Origin of the sequence: Streptomyces sp. NPDC005195 (assembly GCF_040608315.1) — a bacterium.
Classification (GTDB): Bacteria; Actinomycetota; Actinomycetes; order Streptomycetales; family Streptomycetaceae; genus Streptomyces; species Streptomyces kaempferi.
In genome coordinates this window covers 111,873-136,070 of sequence record NZ_JBEXHZ010000014.1, presented here as the reverse complement: position 1 = coordinate 136,070, position 24,198 = coordinate 111,873, and the positions used below count along the sequence as shown (strand labels likewise).

Below are 24,198 nucleotides of genomic sequence, written 5' to 3'. Positions count from 1 at the left end.
GTGGCCGCTGGGAAACCGGGACGGCCGGGCGGGGACGGCCGGACCGGGACGGGCCGAGGGGCGGACCGAGTGGTCGGTGTCCGGCCGTGCCGTCGCGGAGAATGAGGAGATGGCAGGTTCGGGGCAGGAGCGGGCACGGCACTGGCGGTACGCGGAACTGCCGGGTGTCGACCTGCTGCGCGCCCGCTTCGTCGAGAAGGTCTTCGTGCGGCACACCCACGAGAACTTCGTGATCGCCGCCATCGCCGACGGCGTCGAGGTCTTCCACCACGGCGGCGCCGACCAGTACGCGGGCCCGGGCACCCTCGCGCTCGTCAACCCCGACACCCCGCACACGGGCCGGGCGGGTGTTCCCGAGGGCTGGCGGTACGGGGCGGTGTACCCGTCCGCCGAGCTGATGGCGGAGATCGCGGCCGAGACCACCACGATCCGCGGCACCCCCGGATTCACCCGCCCGGTGCTCGACGACCCGTACGCCGTCAGCCTGGTCCACGAGGTGCTCCGGGCCGCAGAGGAGGGCAACGCGCTCGCCGCCGACACCCTGCTGAGGGTCGCCGTGACCCGGCTGCTCCGTCTGAACGGTGGCCCGCTGCCGCAGCGGGCCGTGCACACCGCCGGTTCCCGCGTCGCCGCTCGCGCGCGTGCCGTGCTGGAGGAGCGGATGGCCGAGCCCCCGACCCTGGAGCGGCTCGCCACCGACCTCGGCACCAGCCCGTTCGCCCTGCTGCGCGCCTTCCGTGACACCTATGGCATGCCGCCGCACACCTGGCTCACCGATGCCCGGGTCCGCAGGGCCCGCCGGCTCCTGGACACCGGTTCCGCGCCCGCGGACGCGGCCGTCACCGTCGGTTTCACCGACCAGCCCCATCTGAACCGCCACTTCACCCGGATCGTGGGCGTGCCCCCGGGTGCCTACCAGCGGGAGCGCAAGAACGTACAAGACGCCGAGCCGGGGCTGTACCTACCGTCCGGGGTGTGGCAGAACAGACAGCTCACGCAGCGACACACAGGAAAGAAGACGGCGGAAGACCCGACGCCGCCGTCGTCCGGGACGCCCTGGGAGTCGGGATCGCCGTCGGACTGTCCGGCTTCGCCTTCGGGGTGACCTCGGCCGGCAGCGGACTCACGGTGCCGCAGACCTGCGCGCTCAGCCTCCTGGTGTTCACCGGTGCCTCGCAGTTCGCGCTCGTGGGCGCTCTCGCGAGCGGCGGCAATCCGCTCACGGCCGCCGCGGGCGCCTTCTTCCTCGGAGTGCGCAACGCCTTCTACGGACTGCGCCTGTCGCAGTTGCTGGCCCTCCCGCGCGCGGTGCGTCCGTTCGCCGCGCAGTGGGTGATCGACGAGACCACGGCCGTGGCGCTGGCCCAGCCGACCCGCCGCAGCGTCCGGATCGGCTTCACCGTCACCGGGCTCACCCTCTACGTCCTGTGGAACCTGACCACGCTCCTGGGCGCCGTCGGGGCCGACGCCATCGGGGACACCGACGCGTGGGGGCTGGACGCCGCCGGGCCCGCCGTCTTCCTCGCACTGCTCGCACCGATGCTGACGACCACCATGGAGCGCGTGGTCGCCGGTGCCGCGGTCCTCCTGGGGCTCGGTCTGCTCTCCGTGCTGCCCGCGGGAGTCCCGGTGCTGGTGGCCGCGCTGGCCGCTCCCGCCGCCCTCTACGTGGAGGGACGCCGGCGCCCGGCGACCGACGGCCGGCCGGGGACCAGCCACGACGCACCGGGGGAGGACCGTTGAACATCTGGATCGCGATCGGTGTGACCGCCGTCGGCTGCTACGTCGTCAAACTCACCGGGCTGCTCGTTCCGGCGGGCGTTCTGGAGCGTCCGCTCGTCAAGCGTCTGGCCGCCCTGCTGCCTGTCGCCCTGCTGGCCGCGCTGACGGCGCAGCAGACCTTCGCCGACGGGCGCGTCCTGGTCGTGGACGCGAAGGCCGCCGGACTCGCCGCGGCCGCCGTGGCACTGCTCCTGCGGGCGCCGTTCCTGCTCGTGGTCGGCGCCGCGGTGGTCGTGACGGCTGGAGTGCGGGCGATGAACGGCTGACGGCGCGGGCGACGACCGGCGGCACCGGAGGCGGCGACGGCCGGCGGCACCGGACGCGGACGGTGGGGATCCTCCGGCCCGCGACGGACGGCGGACCGACCCCGCGCCCGGGTCAGCCGATGGCCCGCCCGTGGGCCCGCAGGGTGCGCAGTGCCTCGATCGTCACCATGGGACGGCACTCCAGAGCGGTGCCCGGTGCCCAGGTCCGCCAGCGGACCGGCCAGCCGCCGTCCTTCCGCTGCTCGTCCGCGAGGAAGTCGAGGGAGCGGGCCATCTCCTCGTCGGTGAACCACGCGCGCGCGAGTGAACCCGGAGTCCTCGCGTAGTCGTACGGGAAATGGTGCTCGCCCGGCGCGTAGCCGGAGGCCACCGGGAACGCGTCGAGGCGCTCCGGGTCCAGCGCGGCGAGCCGTTGCTCGCGTACCAGCCGGCCGAGCCGGTCGGCGGCGGCCTCCGCGCGCGGGCGGTCGGGTGCGGAGTCCAGGAAGGCCACGGCCGCCTCGACCTCGTAGGGATGGGACTTCTCCAGGGAGTCCACCGCCTGCCAGCAGAAATCGGTGGCCCGGAACAGCCAGGCGTGCCACACCTCGTTGCGGTGCAGCAGGCCCACCACGGGCCCGGTGGCCAGCAGTTCGCTCGGCGGGTCGTCGACGACCGGCACGAAGGGGGCGTGGGGATACCCGCGCTGACTGGGACGGATCGCGGGCAGCGCGCCGTCCGCCGTCGAGACGGAGGTCAGATAGCGGCACACACGGTCCACGCGCTGTCCGCCGCAGCGCCCGATCGAGTCGAGCACGCGCAGGGCGTGCGCCGTGTGCAGGGGCTGGCTGACCGGGCCGCGCAGATCGGGTTCGAGCGCATGACCGTATCCCTCGTCGTCGTTGCGGTAGGCGGCCAGCGCGGTCTCGACCGCGTCGGCGCCGCCGCCGTCGTCGCCGGCCAGGAAGTGGTACACGAAGCGGCGCTGCTCCAGTACGCGCGCCGTGAGCCAGACGAAGTGCTCGGCGCGTGAGAGCGGGGTGTGCGCCGGGGGCGTCGGGGGGAGTGGGGATGCTCCGGATTCGGCCATGCCTCAGACCGTAGGACGGAAAGCGGTCTCGGCAAGGGGTCCCGGCCGGGACCCACTCTCAGGGGCGGGATACTGGAGTCATGCGGTTGACGGTCTTCTGGCAGCGGATGGCGGAGCACTTCGGTGCGGGGTACTCCGAGAGCTTCGCGCGCGATCATGTGATGACGGAGCTCGGCGGCCGGACGGTGCACGAGGCCCTGGACGCCGGCTGGGAGGCCAAGGACGTGTGGCGCGTGGTGTGCGCGACCATGAACGTTCCGTACGAAAACCGCTGACGGGACGGGAACTTCCGGGCGAAAGCCGCCGACCGGCCACGAAGGTCCGGGGCCCGGCACCGATTGTCGGTGGCGTGGGCGAGACTTGCACCGTGGCCCCGACAGACGAGACCGCACAGGTCGACCAGCAGACATCACCGTTCGGCACGACGCCGCCCACGCCGCCTCCCGGCAGGGACGCCGCGGGGCAGGGCGCCCGCATGCCGCGCTGGCTGCCGCGCGCCATGGTGCTCGCGCTCACCCTCATCGCCGTCTTCCAGCTCGGCAGTTGGGCGTTCCACCAGCTGATAGGCCTGTTGATCAACATTCTCATCGCGTTCTTCCTGGCGCTCGCGATCGAGCCCGCGGTGAGCTGGATGGCCTCCTACAACATGCGCCGGGGGATGGCCACCTTCCTCGTCTTCTTCGGCCTGCTCATCGTGACCGCCGGATTCGTCGCCCTGCTCGGCTCGATGCTCGCGGGCCAGATCATCAAGATGATCGAGGGCTTCCCCGCCTACCTGGACTCGGTGATCAACTGGATCAACTCGACCTTCCACACCCACCTGAGACGGGTGGACGTCCAGGACAGCCTGGTCCACTCCGACTGGCTGCGGAAGTACGTGCAGAACAGCGCGACCGGCGTCCTGGACGTGTCCGCGCAGGTGCTCGGGGGCCTCTTCAAGCTGCTGACGATCACGCTGTTCTCGTTCTACTTCGCGGCCGACGGGCCGCGGCTGCGGCGCGCGCTGTGCTCCGTGCTGCCGCCCGCGCGGCAGGCCGAGGTGCTACGGGCGTGGGAGATCGCGGTCGACAAGACCGGCGGCTATCTGTACTCGCGCGGTCTGATGGCGCTGATCTCCGGCATCGCGCACTACATCCTGCTGGAGTCCCTGGGCGTGCCCTACGCGCCCGTGCTCGCCGTCTGGGTGGGCCTGGTCTCGCAGTTCATCCCCACCATCGGCACGTATCTCGCGGGCGCCCTGCCGATGCTGATCGCCTTCACGGTCGATCCCTGGTACGCGCTCTGGGTGCTGGTCTTCGTCGTGATCTACCAGCAGTTCGAGAACTACGTACTGCAGCCGAAGCTGACCTCCAAGACCGTCGACATCCACCCCGCGGTCGCCTTCGGCTCGGTCATCGCGGGCACCGCGCTTCTCGGTGCCGTCGGCGCCCTGATCGCCATTCCCGCGGTCGCCACGCTGCAGGCTTTCCTGGGCGCGTACGTGAAGCGGTACGACGTCACGGACGACCCCCGGGTGCACGGGCGGCGGATCAGACGATCCGCCTCCTTCCGCGCGCGGCTGCGCGGGCTGCTCGGCAGATGAGGCCCAGCGGCGGACGAGGCCGGCCGGGACCGTCCCGTGGGACCTGCGGCGAGGCGGGTCTCACCAGGTGAGGACCGCCCAGACGGCGGCGCCCAGGACCGCCGCCGCCCAGCAGCCGACCGCCGCGTACACGATCCGCAACCGCGTCCGGTCGCTCCACGAGGTGCGTGAGAGCAGCCCGGCCAGTGCGGGCAGGACCAGCACCGCGTGCAGGCTCACACCGTGCAGGGGCTTGAGCGGGGCCGTCGAGTGATACGCCGCCTCCTGGTGGCCGGTACGGGTGAGGACGACACCGCGCGCGATCATCGCGGCACCCGACAGCAGGGCGACGAGCAGGATCGCGAACCCGGAGCGCAGCGCGAGCGGCATTCCCGTGGGGCCCGCGGGCCGGTTCCGGAAGGAGGCGACCGCGAACACGGTGAGCAGCACCACCAGGACCCCGCCGCCCACCGCGAGGGTCATCGACACCGCCGTGTCGAAGGCGGTCTCCATGTTGAGGTGCGAGGGCACCCTGCGCCATGCCTGAAGGGTGATCCCGCCGACCTCCACGACGCAGTCCACGGCGAACACGACGAGCAGCGCGGTGCGCAGGCGCGCTCCGACACGCAGGTACGACGTGACCCAGGTGAGCGCGATCAGCGTCAGTCCGAAGGAGAGCCCGAACGTCACGGGCTTGCGCCAGGAGACGGGCCCGTCCCAGGGCCCGCCGTCCACGGCGAAGACGACCAGGTGCGCCAGCCCGGAGAGCGTCAGCACGGCGCCGGTTCCGTGGCAGAGGCGCTCGGAGGGACGGATCGCGCGCCATGCGGCACGGGCACCCCCGCCCTCCCGGTGGCCGTCGCGCGGCGCGGGGACGGTGGCCGGTGGAGTGGTGAGGGCGGGCGGGTGCGTTCCGCCGCGGTGTTCCGCGCGGCTCTCCGGATGGTCCATGGGTTCAGCTTCGACGGCCCGGAGCACGGGGTCGTCGTACGGCCGAAGACTCCCGCCGTACGCCGCGGAGAGTATGCGCAGGACACGGGCGGGCAGGTGGGCCGCGATCCCGCTGCGCGCCGCGTCGTGTCCCCGTCCGGACCGGGCTCGGCGCCGGGGGTCCGGCCGTTGTCGGACCGTGACCGTAGTCTCGGAGGTGCCGCGTGGTGCGCTTGACACCAAAATCGAACATCCATTCTTATGGAATCTCCGGCGAGGCTCATGGCGGGGATTCCGGCAGGGCTTTCGTGGAGATGTGCCCGAGTTATCCACAGGTCGGGCAGGCGTCGGGGCGCATTGTCAGTGGCAGGCGTTAGCGTCTTTGACGTGAAGCGATCGACTCAAGCAAATCGGGTGGAACCCATGGCAGGTACTGACCGCGAGAAGGCGCTCGACGCCGCGCTCGCACAGATTGAACGGCAATTCGGCAAGGGCGCGGTGATGCGCCTGGGCGAGCGGCCGAACGAGCCCATCGAGGTCATCCCCACCGGGTCGACCGCGCTCGACGTGGCCCTCGGTGTCGGCGGCCTGCCGCGCGGCCGAGTGGTCGAGGTGTACGGCCCGGAGTCCTCCGGCAAGACGACGCTGACGCTGCACGCGGTGGCGAACGCGCAGAAGGCCGGCGGGCAGGTCGCCTTCATCGACGCGGAGCACGCCCTCGACCCCGAGTACGCGAAGAAGCTCGGCGTCGACATCGACAACCTGATCCTGTCCCAGCCGGACAACGGCGAGCAGGCTCTGGAAATCGTGGACATGCTCGTCCGCTCCGGCGCGCTCGACCTCATCGTCATCGACTCCGTCGCCGCCCTGGTGCCGCGCGCGGAGATCGAGGGCGAGATGGGTGACTCGCACGTGGGTCTGCAGGCCCGTCTGATGAGCCAGGCCCTGCGCAAGATCACCAGCGCGCTCAACCAGTCGAAGACCACCGCGATCTTCATCAACCAGCTCCGCGAGAAGATCGGCGTGATGTTCGGTTCGCCGGAGACGACGACGGGCGGCCGGGCGCTGAAGTTCTACGCCTCGGTGCGTCTCGACATCCGCCGCATCGAAACGCTCAAGGACGGCACGGACGCGGTCGGCAACCGCACCCGCGTCAAGGTCGTCAAGAACAAGGTCGCGCCCCCCTTCAAGCAGGCCGAGTTCGACATCCTCTACGGGCACGGCATCAGCCGTGAGGGCGGCCTGATCGACATGGGCGTGGAGCACGGCTTCGTGCGCAAGGCCGGCGCCTGGTACACGTACGAGGGCGACCAGCTCGGCCAGGGCAAGGAGAACGCGCGCAACTTCCTGAAGGACAACCCCGACCTCGCGAACGAGATCGAGAGGAAGATCAAGGAGAAGCTGGGCGTCGGCGTGAGGCCGCCGGCGGAGCCCACCGTCGAGCCGGGCGCGGACGCGGCGGCCCCGACCGCCTCGGACGAGGCCGCGAAGACGGTTCCGGCCCCCGCGGTCAAGACCACCAAGTCCAAGACCGCGGCGGCCAAGAGCTAGTCCATGACGCGACGAACCGACTGGGCCGAGTACGCAGACCCCGTGCCACCGGAGGGGCGGGGGTACGGGGGACGCGGCGACGCTGTCGGAGACAGTGGAAGAGCCCACGGCGGGGCGTACGGCTCCGACGGGTTCCCCGGCGGGGATCCGGACGGACCGGAGGGCGAGAGCCGTTGGGGCGGAGGCTCCCGCGGCCGTGTCGGGCGCGGTGGCGCGGACGGTCCGGCGGACTACGGCGACGTTCCGGCGGATCCACACGGTTCGCCGGCCGACGATTCACGCCGTGCCGGTGCCGGCCGGCGCGACGGAGGGCCGCGCGGTGGACGGGGGCGTCGGAGAAACGGCGGTTTCGGTGAGCCGTCCGGCGACTCACAGGATGGAGGCACTCCCACCTCGTCGAGGGCCGGGAAGGGGGAGCCCCCAGGGGACCCGGCTGAGCGGGCGCGGGCGATCTGTCTGCGCCTGCTCACCGGGACCCCGCGTACGCGGAAACAGCTCGCGGACGCGCTGCGCAAGCGTGAGATCCCCGACGAGGTCGCGGACGAGGTCCTGTCACGCTTCGAGGAGGTCGGCCTGATCAACGACGGCGCCTTCGCGGACGCCTGGGTGGAGTCCCGGCACCACGGCCGGGGTCTGGCCCGCCGGGCCCTCGCACGGGAACTGCGGACCAAGGGCGTGGATTCGACGCTCATCGACGAGGCCGTCGGACAGCTCGACTCCGAGCAGGAGGAGGTGACGGCGCGCGAACTCGTGGCCCGCAAGCTGCGCTCCACGCGTGGCCTCGACCGCGACAAGCGGCTGCGCCGTCTCGCGGGCATGCTCGCCCGCAAGGGCTACCCCGAGGGCATGGCCCTGCGGGTGGTCCGCCAGGCCCTGGAGGAAGAGGGCGAGGACACGGAGGGGATCGGGGACGAGGGGTTCTGACCCGACGGGGTCGCGGGCACCGGGAGTTCTGGCCCGGCGGCCATTCTGGGCACGGGACTCCGACCGGACCAAACTGGACCAGACTGGATCGGACCAGACCAGACCGGAGCAGACCGGATTCGGGACCCGGTTTCGAACAGGGGCAGGGGCCGGGGCCGGTACGCCACGGCGGCCGCCCCTTACGGCAGAGGGTGCCCACCATGACGGAACCACCTGAACCACGCCGGGAACCACCTGAACCGTGGAGTCTGCCTGGACCACGGGGACCACAGGGACTACGGGGACGGCGCTGTCACCGGTAGACCGGCCGCCTTCCACGCCTGGAATCCTCCGACCAGGTCGGTCGCCCGGCGCAGTCCCACCTGGCGCAGGGACACGGCCGCGAGGCTGGACGCGTACCCCTCGTTGCAGATCACGACGACCCGCAGATCGTGGCTGGTGGCCTCGGGGACGCGGTGGCTGCCCCGGGGGTCGAGCCGCCACTCCAGTTCGTTGCGTTCGACGACGAGGGCACCGGGAATCAGCCCGTCGCGGTCACGCAGGGCGGCGTACCGGATGTCGACGAGAAGGGCTTCGCCCGCCCGTGCGGCGTCGTGTGCCTCCCTGGCCTCCACCCGGTCGAGTCCCGTGCGGACTTCTTCCAGCAACGCGTCGATGCCCAATGGGGCTTGGGTGTGGTCGCTCACTGCCAGTCCTCCGGTCGTTCGACCTGCTCAAGTCGGAGGATCTGCCCGGTACGGCTGTAGCGGCGGATCCGGGGCAGCGGCGGGTAGTACGCGTGGACGGAGATCGCGTGCTCCTCGGTGGACTCGTTGAGCACCTCGTGCACATGGTGGCGGCCGAAGGAACGGCCCTTCCCGGCCGGCAGTCGCCGCTCGCGGTCGACGCCCTCGGTCAGTTCGAGGGTCCGCCAGCCGTCGGTGGGCAGCCGTGCGGCGAGCGAGTACTCCCTGAGCTCGCCGGCCGCGGCGACGAAGGCGCCGACCGAGTCGGCGTGGTCGTGCCAGCCGGTTCCGGTACCGGGGGGCCAGCCGATGAGCCAGGCCTCGCTGCCACCCGGGCCCTCCAGACGGACCCAGGTACGGCCCTGGGGGTCGAGCGGAAGCGAGGCGACCAACTCGGTGTCGGCGGCGGCACGGCGCACGAAGTCGAGCAGGTCGGCCTGCGAGGGAGCTTGTGGGGGCGCTGAGACAGAGGGGGACACAGACACTTGTACCGTCCTGAGGGTTCGCTTGGGGCGCGCGTCAGCACGGAGGGCGCGCGCGGGAAGAAGGGAGCGAATTCAGCAGGACGGTCGACACACGCAGCCCGCATAGCGGATGAGGTCCATATGGACCCTCCGCCACAGGCGCACACAGGTGTCGGTCACGATTCGGAGTACACCATGACGGTTCGGACCCGTCAACTCACTGTCACTATGTGGACCAGGCCGTCACCCGGGGTGGCCCGACGGATTCCGGGCCGGCGGGACACCGGTCCGCGGGTGCGGAGGGCGCGGACGAGCTCGGTCCGGGAGTTCACGGACGACGGTGAGCCGGAAGAACCCGAGGTCCCGACCGTCTCGGCAGTCGGCCTCGCGCCTGGGCGCCCGACCACGCGGGCGGACGGGTACCACCCCGTGGGCGGCCGGGTGGCGGCCCCGCGGACGGACTTCCGCGGGGTACACCCGGTCACTGCGTGCGATCCATCACGTGTGCGGTGCGTCACGACGGTGCGGTGGAGACCCGGGACCGCACCCGCGAGGCGAGCCCGGGAAGCCCGCCGCGACATGGGCGCCGTGAGTGCGAGCCCGTCAGATTCGAGCGGGTGCGGGCGCGTTCGGGCGGCCCCGCGGGAGAACGGCCCGGCCGTCAGCCCGTGCGCACCGCGTTCTCCGTTCTCGCCTCCCGCTCCGCGTCGGCCGCCGCCCCGGCAGGGCCGCCCAGTGCCGCTTCGGCCGCCGCGTACAGGTCGGCCGGGCGCACCCCGCCCAGCGCGGTGACCAAGTGGCCGTCGGGCCGTACCAGCAGCACGCTGTGCGCGGCCGCGCCGGGGTAGCTCTCGGCCACCAGGAGCTCGGCGGGGTGGGGCAGCGCGGTCACGGCGGCCGCGAGCCGGGGCATGATCCCGGCCGTCACCCAGTGCTTCCGCTCCCACACCCCCGTACCGGGTGCGATCAGTACGACGAGCAGCACGCCGCGGCCGAGCCGGTCCCGCAGCGGTACGAACGTGCCGTCCTCCGCGGTCACCCGTACGTCGACGACCGGCGCACCGGGCGCCGTGTCCACCGGAGTCTGCGACTCGGAGGGGCGGGGTGCGAGCGGTGAGTCGGCGTACGTCCCCGGCCTGCCCAGCGGGCCGCGTCCCAGGTGCCCGTCCGTGAGCATGACGTCGTGGCCGCGGGCCGATCCGGGCACGTACGCCCGCAGTCCTCCGCCACCGCGCAGCAGCGGAAGCGCCTGGTCGGCGGCGCGCAGTCGGGCGGCGACGACGGCACGCCGCTCCACCTGGTAGCTGTCGAGCAGCGTCTCGTGCGGGCCGTGGTGCCAGGCCACCGCCAGCTTCCAGGCGAGGTTGTCGGCGTCCCGCAGGCCCTCGTCCAGGCCTTGGGTGCCGAGTGCGCCGAGCAGGTGCGCGGCGTCCCCGGCCAGGAAAACCCGGCCGGACCGCCACCGGCGCGCGAGACGGTGATGGACGGTGTGGACGCCGGTGTCGAGCAGTTCGTACGGGGGTGTGGGGCCGCCGCTCCAGCCCGCGAGGGTCTCCCGGATGCGCGTCACCAGCAGGTCGGGGGTGACCAGGTCCTTGCCGGGCGGCAGCAGCCAGTCCAGGCGCCACACGTCGTCGGCGAGAGGGCGGGCGGTCACCTCGCCGGCCGAGGGGCCCGAGGTCCGCCACGGTGGCATCCGGTGCAGCAACGCCTCGCCCGGCCAGGGCAGTTCCGTCCGCAGCGCGGCCACGGCGTGACGTTCGACGGCCGTGCGCCCGGGGAAGCGGATGTCCTGGAGCTTGCGCACGGTCGAGCGCGGACCGTCGCAGCCGACGAGGTAACTACCCCTCCACCAGGTGCCGTTGGAGCCCCGGGTGTGCGCGGTGACGCCCGAGGTCTCCTGCTCGATCGAGTCGAGGCGGCTGTTGAGGGCGAGCTTGATGAGCCGCTCGTGGGCGATGGCCTCGCGCAGGGCGGTCGTGAGGGTGTGCTGGGGGAGATGCAGCGGGGCGGACGGTCCGGCGTCCCTGGAGTCCGGCGTGCCGCCCTTCGGGCTCTGCACGCTCCCCTTCGCGCCGTACGGGGCGGCGCCTCCGTTGTCGCGTGCGGTGCCTCCAGAGCCCTCCGCCCCGGCGTCGGAGTCCAGCACACCGCCGAACGATCCCGTCGTGTCGAATCTGATCTCGCGCATCACCTGCTTGCGCCGCATCGACCGCCATCCGGCCCAACGGAACCCGACGTCGGAGAGGGGGAGACCGGTCAGGCGTTCGACGAGCGCGGCGGTGTCCTCGCGCAGTACCACCGTCCGCGCGAGCCGTTGTTCGTCCTTGCCGGGCCCCTCGTCGAGTACTACGGACGGGACCTCCTGGCGGGCCAGCGCCAGGGAGAGGGCGAGGCCCACAGGGCCCGCTCCGGCAATGATCACCGGGTCCACGGCGCGCGGCCCCCTGCCCGGAGCAGCGTCTTCGGAGACGTGAGGGAAAAGGCAGTCGGAGCGGGGTGCACGATCACAGAACGTATGCAACCTATTGCCGCTGCTTGCGTCAAGTGACGGGGGCAGTGGTGATCATGCCGCTGCCCCCGTCGCGCCGACCCCGGGTGAGGATCCGTCAGATGGAGATGCCGCCGCCCGCCCCGGTCGCTTCCGTGCCCGCGACCGCGGCCGGCGGCAGTACCGCGCCCGTCGACTTCTTGCCGCGCCGCAGCCGTCCCTCCAGCCAGCTCGCGAAGCTCGTGAGGCTGAAGTTGATCGCGATGAAGATCAGTGCCGCGACGGTGAAGCTGGCGATGGTGTTCGCGCCGTAGTACGCGCTCATCGGGCCCACGGAGGCGAGCAGGTCGGGGAAGGTGAGGACCGCGCCGCCGATCGCGGTGTCCTTCACGATCACGACGATCTGGCTGACGATCGCCGGCAGCATCGCGGTGACCGCCTGCGGAAGCAGGATGAACCGCATGACCTGGTTCTTGCGCAGACCGACGGCCAGGGCCGCCTCGGACTGGCCCTTGGGGAGGGACTGGATGCCCGCGCGGACGATCTCCGCGAGGACCGAGGAGTTGTAGAGCACGAGTCCCGTGACGACCGAGTAGAGCGCACGGTCGTCCGAACTGACGTTCGTGTACTCGGAGTACGCGGCGACGGCGAAGATCATGAGGACCAGCACCGGGATGGCGCGGAAGAACTCCACGACCGCCGCCGCCGGTATCCGGATCCAGACGTGGTCGGAGAGCCGGGCTATGCCGAAGAAAGCACCGAGCGGCAGGGCGATGACCATGGAGAGGGCCGCGGCCTTCAGCGTGTTCTGCAGCCCCGGCCAGAGGTACGTGCTCCAGGCCTCACCGTGGACGAAGGGCTTCCACTTCTCCCAGGCCAGCTGGTCCTTGTCGTCGAGGCTGGTGATCACCCACCACGACAGGGCCGCGAAGGCGACCAGGAACAGTGCCGAGTAGAGGATGTTGCGCCGCTTGGCACGGGGGCCCTGGGCGTCATGGAGGACGGACGTCATCGCTTCACCGCCACCTTCTTGCCCACCCAGCCGAGAAGGAGGCCGGTCGGCAGCGTCAGACACATGAATCCGAACGCGAAGACGGCCGAGATCGCGATGAGTTGTGCCTCGTTCTCGATCATGCTCTTCATCAGGGTCGCCGCTTCGGCAACACCGATCGCGGCCGCGATCGTCGTGTTCTTCGTCAGGGCGATCAGTACGTTGGTCAGCGGAGCGACGACCGAACGGAACGCCTGCGGCAGCACTATCAGCGTCAGGACCTGGGTGAAGTTGAGGCCGATCGCGCGGGCCGCCTCCGCCTGACCGACGGGAACGGTGTTGATACCGGACCGCAGCGCCTCACAGACGAACGCCGAGGTGTAGGCGGTCAGGCCGAGCACGGCGAGCCGGAAGTTGATGGTGTCGAAATCGTCCGCGCCGAGGCTGACGCCCAGAGTCTGGTTGAGGCCCAGGGACGTGAACAGGATGATCACGGTCAGCGGGATGTTCCGCACGGTGTTCACGTAGGCGGTACCGAAACCGCGCATGAGGGGCACCGGGCCGACCCGCATGGCGGCCAGCGTCGTTCCCCAGATCAGGGAGCCGACGGCTGAGAGGACGGTGAGTTTCACCGTCACCCAGAAGGCTCCCAGCAGGTCGTAACCTTGAAGAAAGTCGAACACGATCTCCCGCGCTTCCGCGTGTGGTGGTGCCCGGGTGCGCCGCCCCCGAGGGCGGCGCACCGGCGGGCCCTTCATCAGCTGACGATGTTGCCGATCTTCGGCGCAGGCTCGTTCTTGTACTCCGCCGGGCCGAAGTTGGCCGTCACGGCCTTCTCCCAGGAACCGTCGGAGACCATGGACTCCAGAGCAGTGTTGATCTTGGCCTTGAGGGCGCTGCCCTTCTTGACGCCGATGCCGTAGTTCTCGTTGGACATCTTGAAGCCGCCGAGCTTGAACCTGCCCTTGAAGGTCGCCTGCGAGGCGTAGCCGGCGAGGATCGAGTCGTCCGTGGTCAGGGCGTCGATCGCCTTGTTCTGCAGACCGGTCAGACAGGCCGAGTACGTCGGGTACTTCTGGAGCTGGGCCTTGGGCGCCAGCTTGTCGTGCACGTTCTGCGCCGAGGTCGAACCGGTCACCGAACACAGCTTCTTGCTGTTGAGGTCCGACGGCGACTTGATCGTGTCGTCGTCTGCCCGGATCAGGACGTCCTGGTGCGCGAGCAGGTAGGGGCCGGCGAAGTCGACCTTCGCCTGGCGCTCCGGAGTGATGGAGTACGAGGCGGCGATGAAGTCGACGTCACCGCGCTTGAGCGCGTCCTCGCGGTCGGCGCTCTTCGTCTCCTTCCACTGGATCTGGTTGGCGCTGTAGCCCAGCTTCTTGGCCACGTACGTGGCGACGTCGACGTCGAAGCCCGAGTAGCCCTGGGGCGTTTTCTGACCGATGCCCGGCTGGTCGAACTTGATACCGATGGTGATGGTCTTGCCGCCGCTGGAGTCGCTGTCCTTCTTGTCGTCCGAACCGCACGCCGTGGCGGTCGCGGCGAGCGAGAGCGCGACGGCCGCCGCGACGGTGACCTTACGGAGCTTCATGGTGAACGTCCTTCGTGTGGGGAGGAGTCGCAAGTCTTCAGTCAGGGTCTTCAAGGAGGGACTTCGAGCAGGGGCTTCGGTGAGGACCGTCGGTTCGGAAGCGGACTGCGGCGGTGAGGAGGCGCGGGCCGTCAGTGGTGCAGGATCTTCGACAGGAAGTCCTTGGCGCGCTCGCTGCGCGGGCTGCTGAAGAACGCGTCGGGCGCGGCCTGTTCGACGATGCGGCCGTCCGCCATGAAGACCACGCGGTTCGCGGCCGAGCGCGCGAAGCCCATCTCGTGGGTGACGACGATCATGGTCATGCCGTCGCGCGCGAGTTGCTGCATGACCTCGAGCACCTCGTTGATCATCTCGGGGTCGAGTGCCGAGGTCGGCTCGTCGAAGAGCATGACCTTGGGGTCCATCGCCAGCGCCCGCGCGATCGCGACGCGCTGCTGTTGGCCGCCCGAGAGCTGGGCGGGGTACTTGTCCGCCTGCGTGCCCACACCCACCCGGTCGAGCAGCCCGCGGGCCTTCTCCTCGGCCGCCTTCTTGTCCGCCCTGCGGACCTTGATCTGCCCCAGCATCACATTCTCGAGCACCGTCTTGTGCGCGAAGAGGTTGAAGGACTGGAAGACCATGCCCACGTCGGCGCGCAACCGGGCGAGCGCCTTGCCCTCCTCGGGCAGCGGCTTGCCGTCGATCGTGATGTCGCCCGAATCGATCGTCTCCAGGCGGTTGATGGTGCGGCACAGGGTGGACTTCCCGGACCCGGAGGGCCCGATGACCACGACGACCTCGCCACGGGCGATCGTCAGGTCGATGTCCTGGAGCACGTGCAACGCGCCGAAGTGCTTGTTGACGCTCTTCAGGACGACCAGGTCCTCGGTCGCGGCCACGGCATCCTTGGCCACCGATACTTCGGTCATCGCTCTGGGGCTCCGTCCTCCTCGGTTTCGGAGGACAGTAGTGAGCCCGTGCGACCAGCGTCATTACATCTGAGGGGAACTTGAGCATCACGATCGGATAGCAATCGGACACGTGTCGTAGCCGCACGCGGACGCCCCGTGCGCGCCAGGCGGGCGGCAGGGTACCGGCTGGGTAACGGAAGCCCTCCGCAACCGGAACCCTCTTGACGCCGTCCTTGTCCATCGGCGTGACTTCCAGGGGGCACGCGCGTGTGCCCTGGTTGTACAAAATGAGACTGTTTGAAGTTGTACGAGTTGGGCCCGTGCGCGGCTGTCCGCGGGCCACGACCGCACGGGCGAACGACGTGAACGGCACGAACGGCACGAACGAAAGAACTGTGCGAGCGAAGCACTGTACGAGCGAGGAACCGGGGCGGACGACCAATGGACCGGAGGGGGCCGGAATGAGACTGCTGCTCGTCGAGGACGACAACCACGTCGCCGCCGCCCTGTCCGCGGTACTGGCGCGGCACGGCTTCGAGGTCACGCACGCCCGCAGCGGCGAGGAGGCTCTGCGGGCACTGGTACCGGAGAGCGACTGCTTCGGTGTCGTCCTGCTCGACCTGGGCCTGCCCGACCAGGACGGCTACGAGGTCTGCGGCAAGATCCGCAAGCGCACCAGCACCCCGGTGATCATGGTCACGGCCCGCTCCGACGTACGCTCCCGCATCCACGGCCTCAACCTCGGCGCCGACGACTACGTGGTGAAGCCGTACGACACCGGGGAACTGCTCGCCCGAATCCACGCCGTCAGCCGCCGCAGCGTCCACGACGACGCCGGGGTGGCCGGCGACGGGGCCCTGCGGCTCGGCCAGGTCCGCATCGAACTGCCCACCCGCCAGGTCAGCGTGGGCGATTCGGTCGTCCAGCTGACCCGCAAGGAGTTCGACCTGCTGGCGCTGCTCGCCCAGCGGCCCGGAGTGGTCTTCCGCCGGGAACAGATCATCAGCGAGGTCTGGCGCACCAGTTGGGAGGGGACCGGGCGCACCCTGGAGGTGCACGTCGCGTCCCTGCGCTCCAAACTGCGGATGCCGGCGCTGATCGAGACCGTGCGCGGTGTGGGGTACCGCCTCGTCGCCCCCACGTCGTAGCGTGCACCGTGCGCACCCGCCTGCTTCCGCTGCTCATCGTCCTGATGGCCGCCGTGCTGCTCGCGCTCGGCATCCCGCTCGCCGGGAGCGTCGCGGCCGCCGAGCAGCAGCGCGTGGTCGTCGACCGCATCGACGACACGGCACGCTTCGCTGCCCTCGCTCAGTTCGTCACCGACCAGCCGACGGGCCCCAGGGAAGGCGCCGTCGACGAGCGCCGGCAGACCCTGATCAAGGAACTCGCCGCGTACTACGACGTGTACGGCATCCGCACGGGCGTCTTCTACCGCAACCACGCCGTCATGGCCAACGCGCCCGAGACCTTGTACCTGCCCGCCGAGGGCGAGGGCCGCGAGGCTTTCGACGAGGCGCTCCTCGGCCGTCGCAGCCACGACCCGGAACAGGTCTGGCCCTGGCAGCGGCACCGGCTCGTCGTCGCGTCACCGGTCATCCGGGACGGTGACGTCATCGCCGTCGTCGTCACCGACTCGCCCACCGGGCAGATGCGTTCGAAGATGCTGCACGGCTGGCTGATCATCGGCGCGGGCGAGATCGCCGCGATGCTCCTCGCCCTCGGCGCGGCGCTGCGGCTGACCGGCTGGGTGCTCAGGCCGGTGCGCGTCCTTGACGCCACCACCCACGACATCGCGACCGGCCGCCTGAAATCCCGGGTGGCGGCCGCCGGCGGCCCGCCGGAACTCAGGCGTCTGGCACGGTCGTTCAACGAGATGGCGGACAACGTCGAGGAGGTCCTGGAGCAGCAGCGGGCCTTCGTCGCCGACGCCTCGCACCAACTGCGCAACCCGCTCTCGGCGTTGCTGCTGCGCATCGAGCTGCTCGCCCTCGAACTGCCGGAGGGCAACGAGGAGATCGCCTCCGTCCGCACCGAGGGCAAGCGGCTCGCCGAGGTCCTGGACGACCTGCTCGACCTGGCGCTCGCCGAGCACGCCGAGGCGGATCTGCGGCTCACCGACATCGGCGAGCTGACGGCCGAGCGCCTCGCCTCCTGGTCGCCCCTCGCCGACAGCATGGGCGTACGGCTGACCGGTACCTGCCCGGCCACCACCGCCTGGGCCGATCCGATCACGCTCTCCAGCGCCCTGGACGCGGTGATAGACAACGCCCTGAAGTTCACGCCGGAAGGGGAGAGCGTCGAGGTCGAGGTCTTCTCGAAGGGCGAGGTCTCGAAGGTCGTCGTCGCCGACCGCGGGCCGGGTCTGAGCGACGAGGAACTCGCCCGCATCGGCGACCGCTTCTGGCGCAGCGCCGGCCACCAGAACATCAAGGGGTCGGGACTCGGCCTGTCCATCTCGCGGGTGCTGCTCTCGGTCGGCGGCGGCTCCCTCTCGTACGCCCGTCACGAGCCGCGCGGGCTCAAGGTGACGGTGACGGTGCCGAGGTCCGAACCGGCGTCCTGACCGTTGTCGCGGTCAGGCGTCATGATGCATGTCGCGGTGCGGCGTCATGACGCATGTCACGGTCAGGCGTCATGACGCATGGCGGGTTCCGACGTGCTGACATCCGTCGGGTTCCGGCCGGATGTCCTTTCCCTGCCTGTGCCGCCGTGGCTTACGGCTTGACGGAGCGGTAGTAGCGCCGGGCGCCCTCGTGCAGGGGCAGCGGGTCGGTGTAGATCGCCGTCCGCAGGTCCACCAGCTGGGCCGCGTGCACCTGGGAGCCGATGTGGTCACGGCTGTTGATCACCGTACGGGTGAGTTCCTCCGTCAGCCGCGCGTCCGAGTCCTCCCGGGTGATCAGGAAGTTCGCCACCGCCAGCGTCTGCACGGAACCGCCCTGCTGTGCCGCGGGATAGGCGTCGGCGGGCATCACGGCGGCCCGGTAGTAGCGGGAGGCACCGCCCTGCTCGTGCAGCTTCGCGACCAGGTCGCTGCTGATCGGCACCAGCCTGACGTCGAAGTTCTTCGAGAGCTTCTGGACGGCGCTGGTCGGCAGGCCGCCCGACCAGAAGAAGGCGTCGATCTTGTGGTGTTCGAGCAGGTCGGGCATGGTCCCGATGCCGTCGGGGAAGGGCGAGATGTCGTTCTTCGGATCGAGGCCGGCCGCCTGGAGCACATGCTCCGCTATCAGCCGTACCCCGGAGCCGTCCGGCCCCACGGCGACCTTCTTGCCCCGCAGGTCCGCCACCGACCGCACGGACGAGGTGCGCGGGACCACCAGGTGCACGTAGTCGTCGTAGAGCCGCGCGCAGCCGCGCAGCCGGTCCGCGCCCGGCTTGTTCCCCAGCAGGTACGTCTCCACGGCGTCGGCCGCCGCGATGGTGAAGTCGGCCTGTCCCGTGGCCACGCGGCGCACGTTCTCCTGCGAACCGTCACTGTTCTTCAGACGTACGTCCAGGCGGGGCATGTCCTTGGCGATCGCGCTCTGCAGGAGCACGCCGTACTTCTGGTAGACCCCCGTCGGAGTGCCCGTGCTGAAGGTGATCGTTCCGCCCGGAGTCTCCTCGCCCAGCGGCAGCAGCCACCAGAGCAGCAGCCCGCACACCGCGAACGCGGCCGCCGAGCCGAACAGCGCGCGGCGCCTGCCGATGCGGGGGAGTGCCTGGAACATGCGCGCGATCCTGCCAGCCCGGGGACCCTTCTGGCCAGGGCGGGACGGACGAGGCGGTGCCGCAGGGCGGACTGGGCGGTGCAACGGGGAGGGCGGGGGCGGTGCAGCGGCACGGGCGGGGGCGTGGCGGGGTCGGTAGGGTCGAGCGATGCAGTCCTCCTCACCCGGCTCCCCCGCCGTTTCCACCGGCTCCCCCTCCGTGGTTCCCTCGCCCGCCGCCCTGGTCCGCGCGTTCCACCTCGCCCTCGGTCTCGCCGCCCGCAGCACGCCGACGGAGGTCTCCCCAGCGCTCGCCGCCCACCGGGGTGAGCTGCTCGCCGAGGAGGCCGCCGAAGTGGCCGAGGTCTCGGTCACGGGTCCGCTGGACCGGCTGGCGCACGAGCTGGCCGACATCGTGTACGTGGCGTACGGCACCGCACTCGTCCACGGCGTCGACCTCGACGAGGTGATCGCCGAGGTCCACCGGTCCAACATGACCAAGCTGGGGCCGGACGGCCACGTCGCCCGCCGCGCCGACGGCAAGGTGCTCAAGGGGGAGCACTACCGCGCGCCGGACGTGGCGGCGGTGCTGCGCGGGCAGGGGTGGCGGGGCACGGACGCGTGAGCCCTCGGCCTTGGAGCGGATGAGTCAGCCCCCCCCGGCCTTTGACCGGACGCCTGAGCCCTTCGGCACGGGATCGGACTCTCCTCGGTCCGGACTCCGCTCGGTCCGGACTCCGCTCGGTCCGGACTCCGCTCGGTCCGGACTCCGCTCGGTCCGGACTCCGCTCAGTCCGGGACAGCCGTCCGTCGGCGTACGTCGTCCTCCCGCTCCGCTTCGGCCTCGGATGTCGTCCACTCCTCCGCCTCCACGGGGCGCCCGGTGACGCTCGCGGGCGTGGGGCTGCCGCCGAACCGGGCGGTGAGGCGTGCCGCCAGCGGCTGCGTGTAGCGGGCGGTGAGCGGGCCGAGTACGACCAGGATCAGCACGTACGCCGTGGCCAGCGGGCCGAGTGACGGCTCGATACCGGCGGTGACCGCGAGTCCGGCGATGACGATGGAGAACTCGCCGCGCGCGACCAGCGCACCGCCCGCCCGCCAGCGGCCCTTGACGGAGATGCCGGCCCGCCGCGCCGCCCAGTACCCGGTCGCGATCTTCGTCAGTGCCGTCACCACGGCCAGCGCCAGCGCGGGCAGCAGCACGGGCGGAATGCTCGCCGGGTCGGTGTGCAGCCCGAAGAAGACGAAGAAGATCGCCGCGAACAGGTCCCGCAACGGGCTCAGCAGCGTGTGTGCCCCCTCCGCGACCTCCCCGGACAGGGCGATGCCGACCAGGAACGCTCCGACCGCGGCGGACACCTGAAGCTGCTGCGCGAGGCCCGCGACGAGGATCGTCAGGCCCAGCACGACCAGCAGCAGCTTCTCGGGGTCGTCGCTGGAGACGAAGCGGGAGATGACGCGGCCGTAGCGGACGGCCACGAACAGGACGAGTCCCGCGGCCCCCAGCGCGATCGCCAGTGTCACGCTCCCGGCGGCCAGGCCCACCCCGGCCACCAGCGCGGTGACGATGGGCAGGTAGACCGCCATCGCCAGGTCCTCCAGGACCAGGATGCTCAGGATCACCGGGGTCTCCCGGTTGCCGACCCGCCCCAGGTCGCCCAGCACCTTGGCGATCACTCCGGACGACGAGATCCAGGTGACTCCCGCCAGAACCACGGCGGCCACCGGACCCCAGCCCAGCAGGAGCGCGGCGGCGGCTCCCGGCAGGGCGTTGAGGGTGAAGTCGACCAGACCCGACGGGTAGTGGGCCTTGAGGTTCGAGACCAGATCGCTCGCCGTGTACTCCAGGCCGAGCATCAGCAGCAACAGGATGACGCCGATCTCGGCACCGGTGGCGACGAACTCCTCGCTCGCGCCGAGCGGGAGCAGCCCGCCCTCGCCGAAGGCGAGACCGGCCAGCAGGTAGAGCGGGATGGGGGAGAACCGCAGCCGGGCCGCGGCACGGCCGAGCAGGCCGAGACAGAGGATGATGGCGCCGAACTCGATCAGCAGAACCGCAGAGTGCACGCGCTCACTCCCGTCCGAGTATCGTCGCGGCGCCGTCGACACCCTCACGGGTCCCGACGACGATCAGGGTGTCCCCGCCCGCCAGACGGAAGTCCGGAGTGGGGGAGGGGATCGCCTCGGCACGCCGCAGCACCGCCACGACGGAGGCGCCGGTCTCGGTCCGCATCCGGGTCTCACCGAGCACCCGCCCGTTCCACCGCGACGTCGCGGCGATCTCGATGCGCTCGGCGATCAGCCCGAGGTCGGTGGTGTACAGCAGGCTCGGGCTGTGCGGGGAGGGCTTCAGGGCGTTGATCAGCGAGGCGGCCTCACCGCTCGACAGCCGCAGCGACTGAGCGCAGGAGTCGGGGTCGTCGGCCTGGTACACGCTGACGGTGCGGGCGCCGTCGCGGTGCGCCACCACGGACAGGTGGCGCTGTTCACGGGTCACGAGGTCGTACTGCACCCCGATACCCGGCAGTGGCGTCGCCCGCAGGCGTGGAGCCGACATGATTCTCCCCTTGCTTGCTTCTTGCTTCTTGCTTCTTGCTTCTTGTTGCTTGTCGCGCGTCGGTCGTCGTGCTGGGCCCGCTCGTCGTCGCAGCCGGACGCGTCGCAGCCGGACGCGTCGCGGCGGTGTGCGTCACGTCCGTCCGTCTCGGGGGTGTCCGTGTGCGGTCCGGCCGTGTGCCGTCCAGCCGTGTGGCGTCCAGCCGTGTCGGGGCCCCGCGTCGAGGCTGTCCGGCCGAAGTCGGTCACGCCGGATCCGTCGCGCGCGCCGGCACGATGCGGCCTCGAAAAAGCCCACCCAAAACGGTCATGCTGCCATCTCGCCGTACCGTTGCGACATGGGTGCTGGCACGGATGGACAGGGCCGCCCGGCTGTTGCGAGGCTGGTGGGGGCGGTGGCACGGCCGCGGGCCGGGAAGGACGGGGCGTCGGCCGCGGGGCGGGCGAAGGCAGCCCGGCGGAAGCCGGCCGGAAGGGACGGACAGAGGAACGTGTCGCTGTTCCGGCGGATCTTCCTGCTCAATGCCGCGGGCCTGACCGTGGCGACCGCGCTGCTGCTGGGGCCGGTCACCGTCTCGACGCCCGTGCTTCCCGGCGAGGCGCTCGTCGTCGTGCTGGGGCTGGCCCTGATGCTCGTCCTGAACGCGGTCGTCCTGCGGATCGGCCTCGCCCCGCTGCAACGGCTGGCGCGGGCCATGGCCACCGCCGACCTCACCCATCCCGGAACCAGGGCGCCCGTCACGGGCCCGGCCGAGGTGGCCGAACTGATCACCACGTACAACACCATGCTCGACCGGCTGGAGACCGAGCGCGCCACCAGTTCGGCCCGCGCGCTGTCCGCGCAGGAGGGCGAACGCCGGCGCGTCTCCCAGGAGCTCCACGACGAGGTGGGCCAGACCCTGACCGCCGTCCTGCTCCAGCTCAAGCGGGTCGCCGACCGGGTGCCGGGGGAGCTGCGGGAGGAGGTGAGCCAGGCGCAGGAGGCCACCCGCGGCAGCCTGGACGAGATCCGCCGCATCGCCCGCAGGCTGCGCCCGGGTGTGCTGGAGGAGCTCGGACTGCACAGCGCGCTGCGCTCCCTCGCGGGCGAGTTCACCACACACGGGCTGTCCGTGGTCCACCACCTCGACGCCGATCTGCCTGCGCTGAACGACGAGGCCGAACTCGTGGTCTACCGGGTGGCGCAGGAGGGGCTGACCAACACGGCCCGGCACGCGGGCGCCGACCGCGCCGAACTCCGGCTGCGGCGCGTCACGGACGGCGTCGAACTCCTCGTACGGGACAACGGCAGAGGACCGGGCGGGGCGCGGGAGGGAGCGGGCATCACCGGGATGCGCGAGCGGGCGCTGCTGGTCGGCGCCGCGTTCTCGCTGGGTCCGGCACCCGGGCGGGGCACCGACGTACGGCTGCGCATCACGACGACCGGCGGGCAGCCGCAGCCGCGGCCGGGCATCGACACCGCGTCCGGCACCGGCATCGACACCGTGTCCGGCACCGCTTCCGAGGGAGACCGATGATGTCCGCGCCCGCCGGGAGGCCCACGCGTGTCCTGCTCGCCGATGACCACACACTCGTGCGCCGGGGTGTGCGGCTCATCCTCGACGGCGAACCCGATCTGCGTGTGGTGGCGGAGGCCGGAGACGGTGCAGAGGCCGTCGCGCTGGCCCGCGAGACGCAGGTGGACCTCGCCGTCCTCGACGTCGCCATGCCCCGTATGACCGGTCTGCAGGCGGCCCGCGAACTCTCCCGGCGCCTGCCCGACCTGCGCATCCTCATCCTGACGATGTACGACAACGAGCAGTACTTCTTCGAGGCGCTCAAGGCCGGTGCCTGCGGTTACGTCCTGAAGTCGGTCGCCGACCGGGACCTGGTCGAGGCGTGCCGGGCGGCGATGCGCGACGAGCCGTTCATCTATCCCGGCGCCGAGACCGCGATCGTGCGCAGCTACCTCGAACGTCTGCGCCGCGGCGAGGGGCTGCCCGCGCGGGCCGTCACCGACCGGGAGGAGGAGGTGCTGAAGCTGGTCGCCGAGGGGCACACGACGAAGGAGATCGGCGAGTTGCTCTTCATCAGCGCCAAGACCGTGGAGAGCCACCGGGCGAACCTCCTGCAGAAGCTGGGTATGCGCGACCGTTTGGAGCTCACCCGGTACGCGATCCGCGCGGGGCTCATCGAGCCGTGACGCGGCGGCACCGTGCCGTACGGCCGCCGCAGGTTCGTCGCCGCGTGAGCGCGCCGCTCCCGGCTCGGGGTGCGGGGCCGCGGATCGCTCAGGAACCGAGGCAATCGCTGTTGTCGCCGCCGGACCGGCACGGCGCTTGCGGGCCGCTGTGGCCGGGGCCCGGTGTGGGCGGACGGCCGCCACCGTGCTCCGCGCTCAGGCCGGTCACCACACCGAGCACGAGCGCGAGGCCGACGAGTGTCTGCACGCAGGTGGTGACGATCGCCCCGCCCCGGTAGGACACGACCGCCGAGACCAGCACGAGCGCGGCGACGGCCGAGACGTACACGACCGGCCTGACGACGCTGATGGCCTCCGTGTCGGCGCCCGTGTCGAAGAACGAGTACCCGGCCGCGTCGAGACCGGACACGAGCGCGACGACCGCGGCGACGGCGTCCACGACGAGCAGGGTGACGGCGAGGGCGATGTCGGCGAACGGGCTCGGCCGCCGGCCGGACTCCGGGGAAGGCGTCATACGGCAAGCCTCGCGTCGC

Annotated in this window: 26 protein-coding genes; 12 read left to right on the top strand and 14 right to left on the bottom strand. The window is 71.2% G+C overall.

Annotation, left to right across the window (positions count from 1 at the left end; all coding sequences use genetic code 11):
• The first annotated feature begins 109 nt into the window (after nt 1-109).
• From ABZV34_RS17890 to ABZV34_RS17880, 3 genes are read left to right on the top strand one after another with little or no spacing between them, the layout of a single operon-like run.
• A complete protein-coding gene (locus ABZV34_RS17890; RefSeq protein ID WP_356276927.1) occupies nt 110-1,105 on the top strand; it encodes an AraC family transcriptional regulator in 996 nt (331 codons plus the stop codon).
• Nucleotides 1,057-1,743: an AzlC family ABC transporter permease gene (locus tag ABZV34_RS17885; RefSeq protein WP_356276977.1), complete on the top strand. Its 687-nt coding sequence runs from the start codon at nt 1,057-1,059 to the stop codon at nt 1,741-1,743. The genes ABZV34_RS17890 and ABZV34_RS17885 overlap by 49 nt, the downstream gene beginning before the upstream one ends.
• Nucleotides 1,740-2,048 (top strand): AzlD domain-containing protein, encoded by a 309-nt coding sequence (locus tag ABZV34_RS17880; RefSeq protein ID WP_356276924.1) that lies wholly within the window; start codon nt 1,740-1,742, stop codon nt 2,046-2,048. The genes ABZV34_RS17885 and ABZV34_RS17880 overlap by 4 nt, the downstream gene beginning before the upstream one ends.
• 112 nt (nt 2,049-2,160) lie before the next feature.
• On the opposite strand, the gene ABZV34_RS17875 is transcribed toward ABZV34_RS17880, so the two are convergent.
• On the bottom strand, nt 2,161-3,117 hold the full coding sequence (locus ABZV34_RS17875; RefSeq protein WP_356276921.1) for a hypothetical protein: 957 nt from the start codon (nt 3,115-3,117) through the stop codon (nt 2,161-2,163).
• 80 nt (nt 3,118-3,197) lie between these two features.
• Between ABZV34_RS17875 and ABZV34_RS17870 the strand changes: the two genes are divergently transcribed.
• Together ABZV34_RS17870 and ABZV34_RS17865 are read left to right on the top strand one after the other, a co-directional pair.
• Complete coding sequence (locus ABZV34_RS17870; RefSeq protein WP_356276918.1) at nt 3,198-3,392, top strand: DUF3046 domain-containing protein; 195 nt, start codon at nt 3,198-3,200, stop codon at nt 3,390-3,392.
• Between the two features lie 92 nt (nt 3,393-3,484).
• A complete protein-coding gene (locus ABZV34_RS17865) occupies nt 3,485-4,699 on the top strand; it encodes an AI-2E family transporter (RefSeq protein WP_356276916.1) in 1,215 nt (404 codons plus the stop codon).
• 60 nt (nt 4,700-4,759) lie between these two features.
• Here ABZV34_RS17865 and ABZV34_RS17860 read toward each other — a convergent pair whose 3' ends face one another.
• Nucleotides 4,760-5,629 carry a hypothetical protein gene (locus ABZV34_RS17860; protein ID WP_356276913.1) on the bottom strand — a complete coding sequence of 290 codons (870 nt, stop codon included), beginning with the start codon at nt 5,627-5,629 and terminating at the stop codon, nt 4,760-4,762.
• Nucleotides 5,630-6,031: 402 nt separating this feature from the next.
• Here ABZV34_RS17860 and recA point away from each other — a divergent pair, with 402 nt between their 5' ends.
• Both recA and recX read left to right on the top strand, forming a co-directional pair.
• On the top strand, nt 6,032-7,159 hold the full coding sequence (recA, locus tag ABZV34_RS17855; protein ID WP_356276910.1) for a recombinase RecA: 1,128 nt from the start codon (nt 6,032-6,034) through the stop codon (nt 7,157-7,159).
• A gap of 3 nt (nt 7,160-7,162) precedes the next feature.
• Nucleotides 7,163-8,083 (top strand): recombination regulator RecX, encoded by a 921-nt coding sequence (recX, locus tag ABZV34_RS17850; RefSeq protein WP_356276907.1) that lies wholly within the window; start codon nt 7,163-7,165, stop codon nt 8,081-8,083.
• Nucleotides 8,084-8,358: 275 nt separating this feature from the next.
• Here the strand turns inward: recX and ABZV34_RS17845 are convergent, their stop codons facing one another.
• The 8 genes from ABZV34_RS17845 to ABZV34_RS17810 form a co-directional block, all read right to left on the bottom strand.
• Nucleotides 8,359-8,769, bottom strand: coding sequence for a rhodanese-like domain-containing protein (locus ABZV34_RS17845; RefSeq protein ID WP_356276905.1), 411 nt, complete (start codon nt 8,767-8,769; stop codon nt 8,359-8,361).
• Nucleotides 8,766-9,293, bottom strand: coding sequence for a cysteine dioxygenase (locus tag ABZV34_RS17840; RefSeq protein WP_356276902.1), 528 nt, complete (start codon nt 9,291-9,293; stop codon nt 8,766-8,768). Before ABZV34_RS17840 ends, ABZV34_RS17845 begins: the two co-directional genes overlap by 4 nt.
• A 72-nt stretch (nt 9,294-9,365) precedes the next feature.
• Nucleotides 9,366-9,437 (bottom strand): putative leader peptide, encoded by a 72-nt coding sequence (locus ABZV34_RS17835; protein WP_322747027.1) that lies wholly within the window; start codon nt 9,435-9,437, stop codon nt 9,366-9,368.
• Nucleotides 9,438-9,933: 496 nt separating this feature from the next.
• A complete protein-coding gene (locus ABZV34_RS17830; protein WP_356276900.1) occupies nt 9,934-11,706 on the bottom strand; it encodes an FAD-dependent monooxygenase in 1,773 nt (590 codons plus the stop codon).
• Between the two features lie 175 nt (nt 11,707-11,881).
• Nucleotides 11,882-12,775 carry an amino acid ABC transporter permease gene (locus ABZV34_RS17825; RefSeq protein ID WP_356276898.1) on the bottom strand — a complete coding sequence of 298 codons (894 nt, stop codon included), beginning with the start codon at nt 12,773-12,775 and terminating at the stop codon, nt 11,882-11,884.
• A complete protein-coding gene (locus ABZV34_RS17820) occupies nt 12,772-13,437 on the bottom strand; it encodes an amino acid ABC transporter permease (RefSeq protein WP_356276974.1) in 666 nt (221 codons plus the stop codon). Before ABZV34_RS17820 ends, ABZV34_RS17825 begins: the two co-directional genes overlap by 4 nt.
• A gap of 74 nt (nt 13,438-13,511) precedes the next feature.
• Nucleotides 13,512-14,345: a glutamate ABC transporter substrate-binding protein gene (locus ABZV34_RS17815; RefSeq protein WP_356276895.1), complete on the bottom strand. Its 834-nt coding sequence runs from the start codon at nt 14,343-14,345 to the stop codon at nt 13,512-13,514.
• Between the two features lie 131 nt (nt 14,346-14,476).
• On the bottom strand, nt 14,477-15,253 hold the full coding sequence (locus ABZV34_RS17810) for an amino acid ABC transporter ATP-binding protein (RefSeq protein WP_356276892.1): 777 nt from the start codon (nt 15,251-15,253) through the stop codon (nt 14,477-14,479).
• 443 nt (nt 15,254-15,696) lie between these two features.
• On the opposite strand from ABZV34_RS17810, the gene ABZV34_RS17805 reads away from it, so the two are divergent.
• Both ABZV34_RS17805 and ABZV34_RS17800 read left to right on the top strand, forming a co-directional pair.
• On the top strand, nt 15,697-16,383 hold the full coding sequence (locus tag ABZV34_RS17805) for a response regulator transcription factor (RefSeq protein ID WP_356276889.1): 687 nt from the start codon (nt 15,697-15,699) through the stop codon (nt 16,381-16,383).
• 8 nt (nt 16,384-16,391) lie between these two features.
• On the top strand, nt 16,392-17,798 hold the full coding sequence (locus tag ABZV34_RS17800) for a HAMP domain-containing sensor histidine kinase (protein ID WP_356276886.1): 1,407 nt from the start codon (nt 16,392-16,394) through the stop codon (nt 17,796-17,798).
• 151 nt (nt 17,799-17,949) lie between these two features.
• Here ABZV34_RS17800 and ABZV34_RS17795 read toward each other — a convergent pair whose 3' ends face one another.
• The gene (locus ABZV34_RS17795; RefSeq protein WP_356276884.1) at nt 17,950-18,948 is read right to left on the bottom strand and encodes a TAXI family TRAP transporter solute-binding subunit; all 999 of its coding nucleotides are present in this window, start codon (nt 18,946-18,948) and stop codon (nt 17,950-17,952) included.
• A gap of 199 nt (nt 18,949-19,147) precedes the next feature.
• On the opposite strand from ABZV34_RS17795, the gene ABZV34_RS17790 reads away from it, so the two are divergent.
• Nucleotides 19,148-19,552, top strand: a complete 405-nt coding sequence (locus ABZV34_RS17790) for a MazG nucleotide pyrophosphohydrolase domain-containing protein (protein ID WP_356276971.1) — start codon at nt 19,148-19,150, stop codon at nt 19,550-19,552.
• Nucleotides 19,553-19,716: 164 nt separating this feature from the next.
• Here the strand turns inward: ABZV34_RS17790 and ABZV34_RS17785 are convergent, their stop codons facing one another.
• Nucleotides 19,717-20,994 (bottom strand): cation:proton antiporter, encoded by a 1,278-nt coding sequence (locus ABZV34_RS17785; protein WP_356276881.1) that lies wholly within the window; start codon nt 20,992-20,994, stop codon nt 19,717-19,719.
• 4 nt (nt 20,995-20,998) lie between these two features.
• Nucleotides 20,999-21,484 (bottom strand): cation:proton antiporter regulatory subunit, encoded by a 486-nt coding sequence (locus ABZV34_RS17780; RefSeq protein WP_168530539.1) that lies wholly within the window; start codon nt 21,482-21,484, stop codon nt 20,999-21,001.
• Nucleotides 21,485-21,974: 490 nt separating this feature from the next.
• On the opposite strand from ABZV34_RS17780, the gene ABZV34_RS17775 reads away from it, so the two are divergent.
• Both ABZV34_RS17775 and ABZV34_RS17770 read left to right on the top strand, forming a co-directional pair.
• On the top strand, nt 21,975-23,000 hold the full coding sequence (locus ABZV34_RS17775) for a sensor histidine kinase (RefSeq protein WP_356276878.1): 1,026 nt from the start codon (nt 21,975-21,977) through the stop codon (nt 22,998-23,000).
• Nucleotides 22,997-23,665 (top strand): response regulator transcription factor, encoded by a 669-nt coding sequence (locus tag ABZV34_RS17770; RefSeq protein ID WP_356276875.1) that lies wholly within the window; start codon nt 22,997-22,999, stop codon nt 23,663-23,665. The genes ABZV34_RS17775 and ABZV34_RS17770 overlap by 4 nt, the downstream gene beginning before the upstream one ends.
• An 88-nt stretch (nt 23,666-23,753) precedes the next feature.
• Here the strand turns inward: ABZV34_RS17770 and ABZV34_RS17765 are convergent, their stop codons facing one another.
• The gene (locus ABZV34_RS17765) at nt 23,754-24,179 is read right to left on the bottom strand and encodes a DUF6234 family protein (RefSeq protein WP_356276873.1); all 426 of its coding nucleotides are present in this window, start codon (nt 24,177-24,179) and stop codon (nt 23,754-23,756) included.
• Nucleotides 24,180-24,198 lie beyond the last annotated feature (19 nt).

Bases quoted from the DNA above. Each gene is read 5' to 3' on its own strand.
- ABZV34_RS17765 (WP_356276873.1), bottom strand. From the start codon at position 24,179: ATGACGCCTTCCCCGGAGTCCGGCCGGCGGCCGAGCCCGTTCGCCGAC.
- ABZV34_RS17815 (WP_356276895.1), bottom strand. From the start codon at position 14,345: ATGAAGCTCCGTAAGGTCACCGTCGCGGCGGCCGTCGCGCTCTCGCTC.
- ABZV34_RS17890 (WP_356276927.1), top strand. From the start codon at position 110: ATGGCAGGTTCGGGGCAGGAGCGGGCACGGCACTGGCGGTACGCGGAA.
- recA (WP_356276910.1), top strand. From the start codon at position 6,032: ATGGCAGGTACTGACCGCGAGAAGGCGCTCGACGCCGCGCTCGCACAG.
- ABZV34_RS17795 (WP_356276884.1), bottom strand. From the start codon at position 18,948: ATGTTCCAGGCACTCCCCCGCATCGGCAGGCGCCGCGCGCTGTTCGGC.
- ABZV34_RS17825 (WP_356276898.1), bottom strand. From the start codon at position 12,775: ATGACGTCCGTCCTCCATGACGCCCAGGGCCCCCGTGCCAAGCGGCGC.
- ABZV34_RS17770 (WP_356276875.1), top strand. From the start codon at position 22,997: ATGATGTCCGCGCCCGCCGGGAGGCCCACGCGTGTCCTGCTCGCCGAT.
- ABZV34_RS17805 (WP_356276889.1), top strand. From the start codon at position 15,697: ATGAGACTGCTGCTCGTCGAGGACGACAACCACGTCGCCGCCGCCCTG.
- ABZV34_RS17810 (WP_356276892.1), bottom strand. From the start codon at position 15,253: ATGACCGAAGTATCGGTGGCCAAGGATGCCGTGGCCGCGACCGAGGAC.
- ABZV34_RS17870 (WP_356276918.1), top strand. From the start codon at position 3,198: ATGCGGTTGACGGTCTTCTGGCAGCGGATGGCGGAGCACTTCGGTGCG.
- ABZV34_RS17860 (WP_356276913.1), bottom strand. From the start codon at position 5,629: ATGGACCATCCGGAGAGCCGCGCGGAACACCGCGGCGGAACGCACCCG.
- ABZV34_RS17875 (WP_356276921.1), bottom strand. From the start codon at position 3,117: ATGGCCGAATCCGGAGCATCCCCACTCCCCCCGACGCCCCCGGCGCAC.
- ABZV34_RS17780 (WP_168530539.1), bottom strand. From the start codon at position 21,484: ATGTCGGCTCCACGCCTGCGGGCGACGCCACTGCCGGGTATCGGGGTG.
- recX (WP_356276907.1), top strand. From the start codon at position 7,163: ATGACGCGACGAACCGACTGGGCCGAGTACGCAGACCCCGTGCCACCG.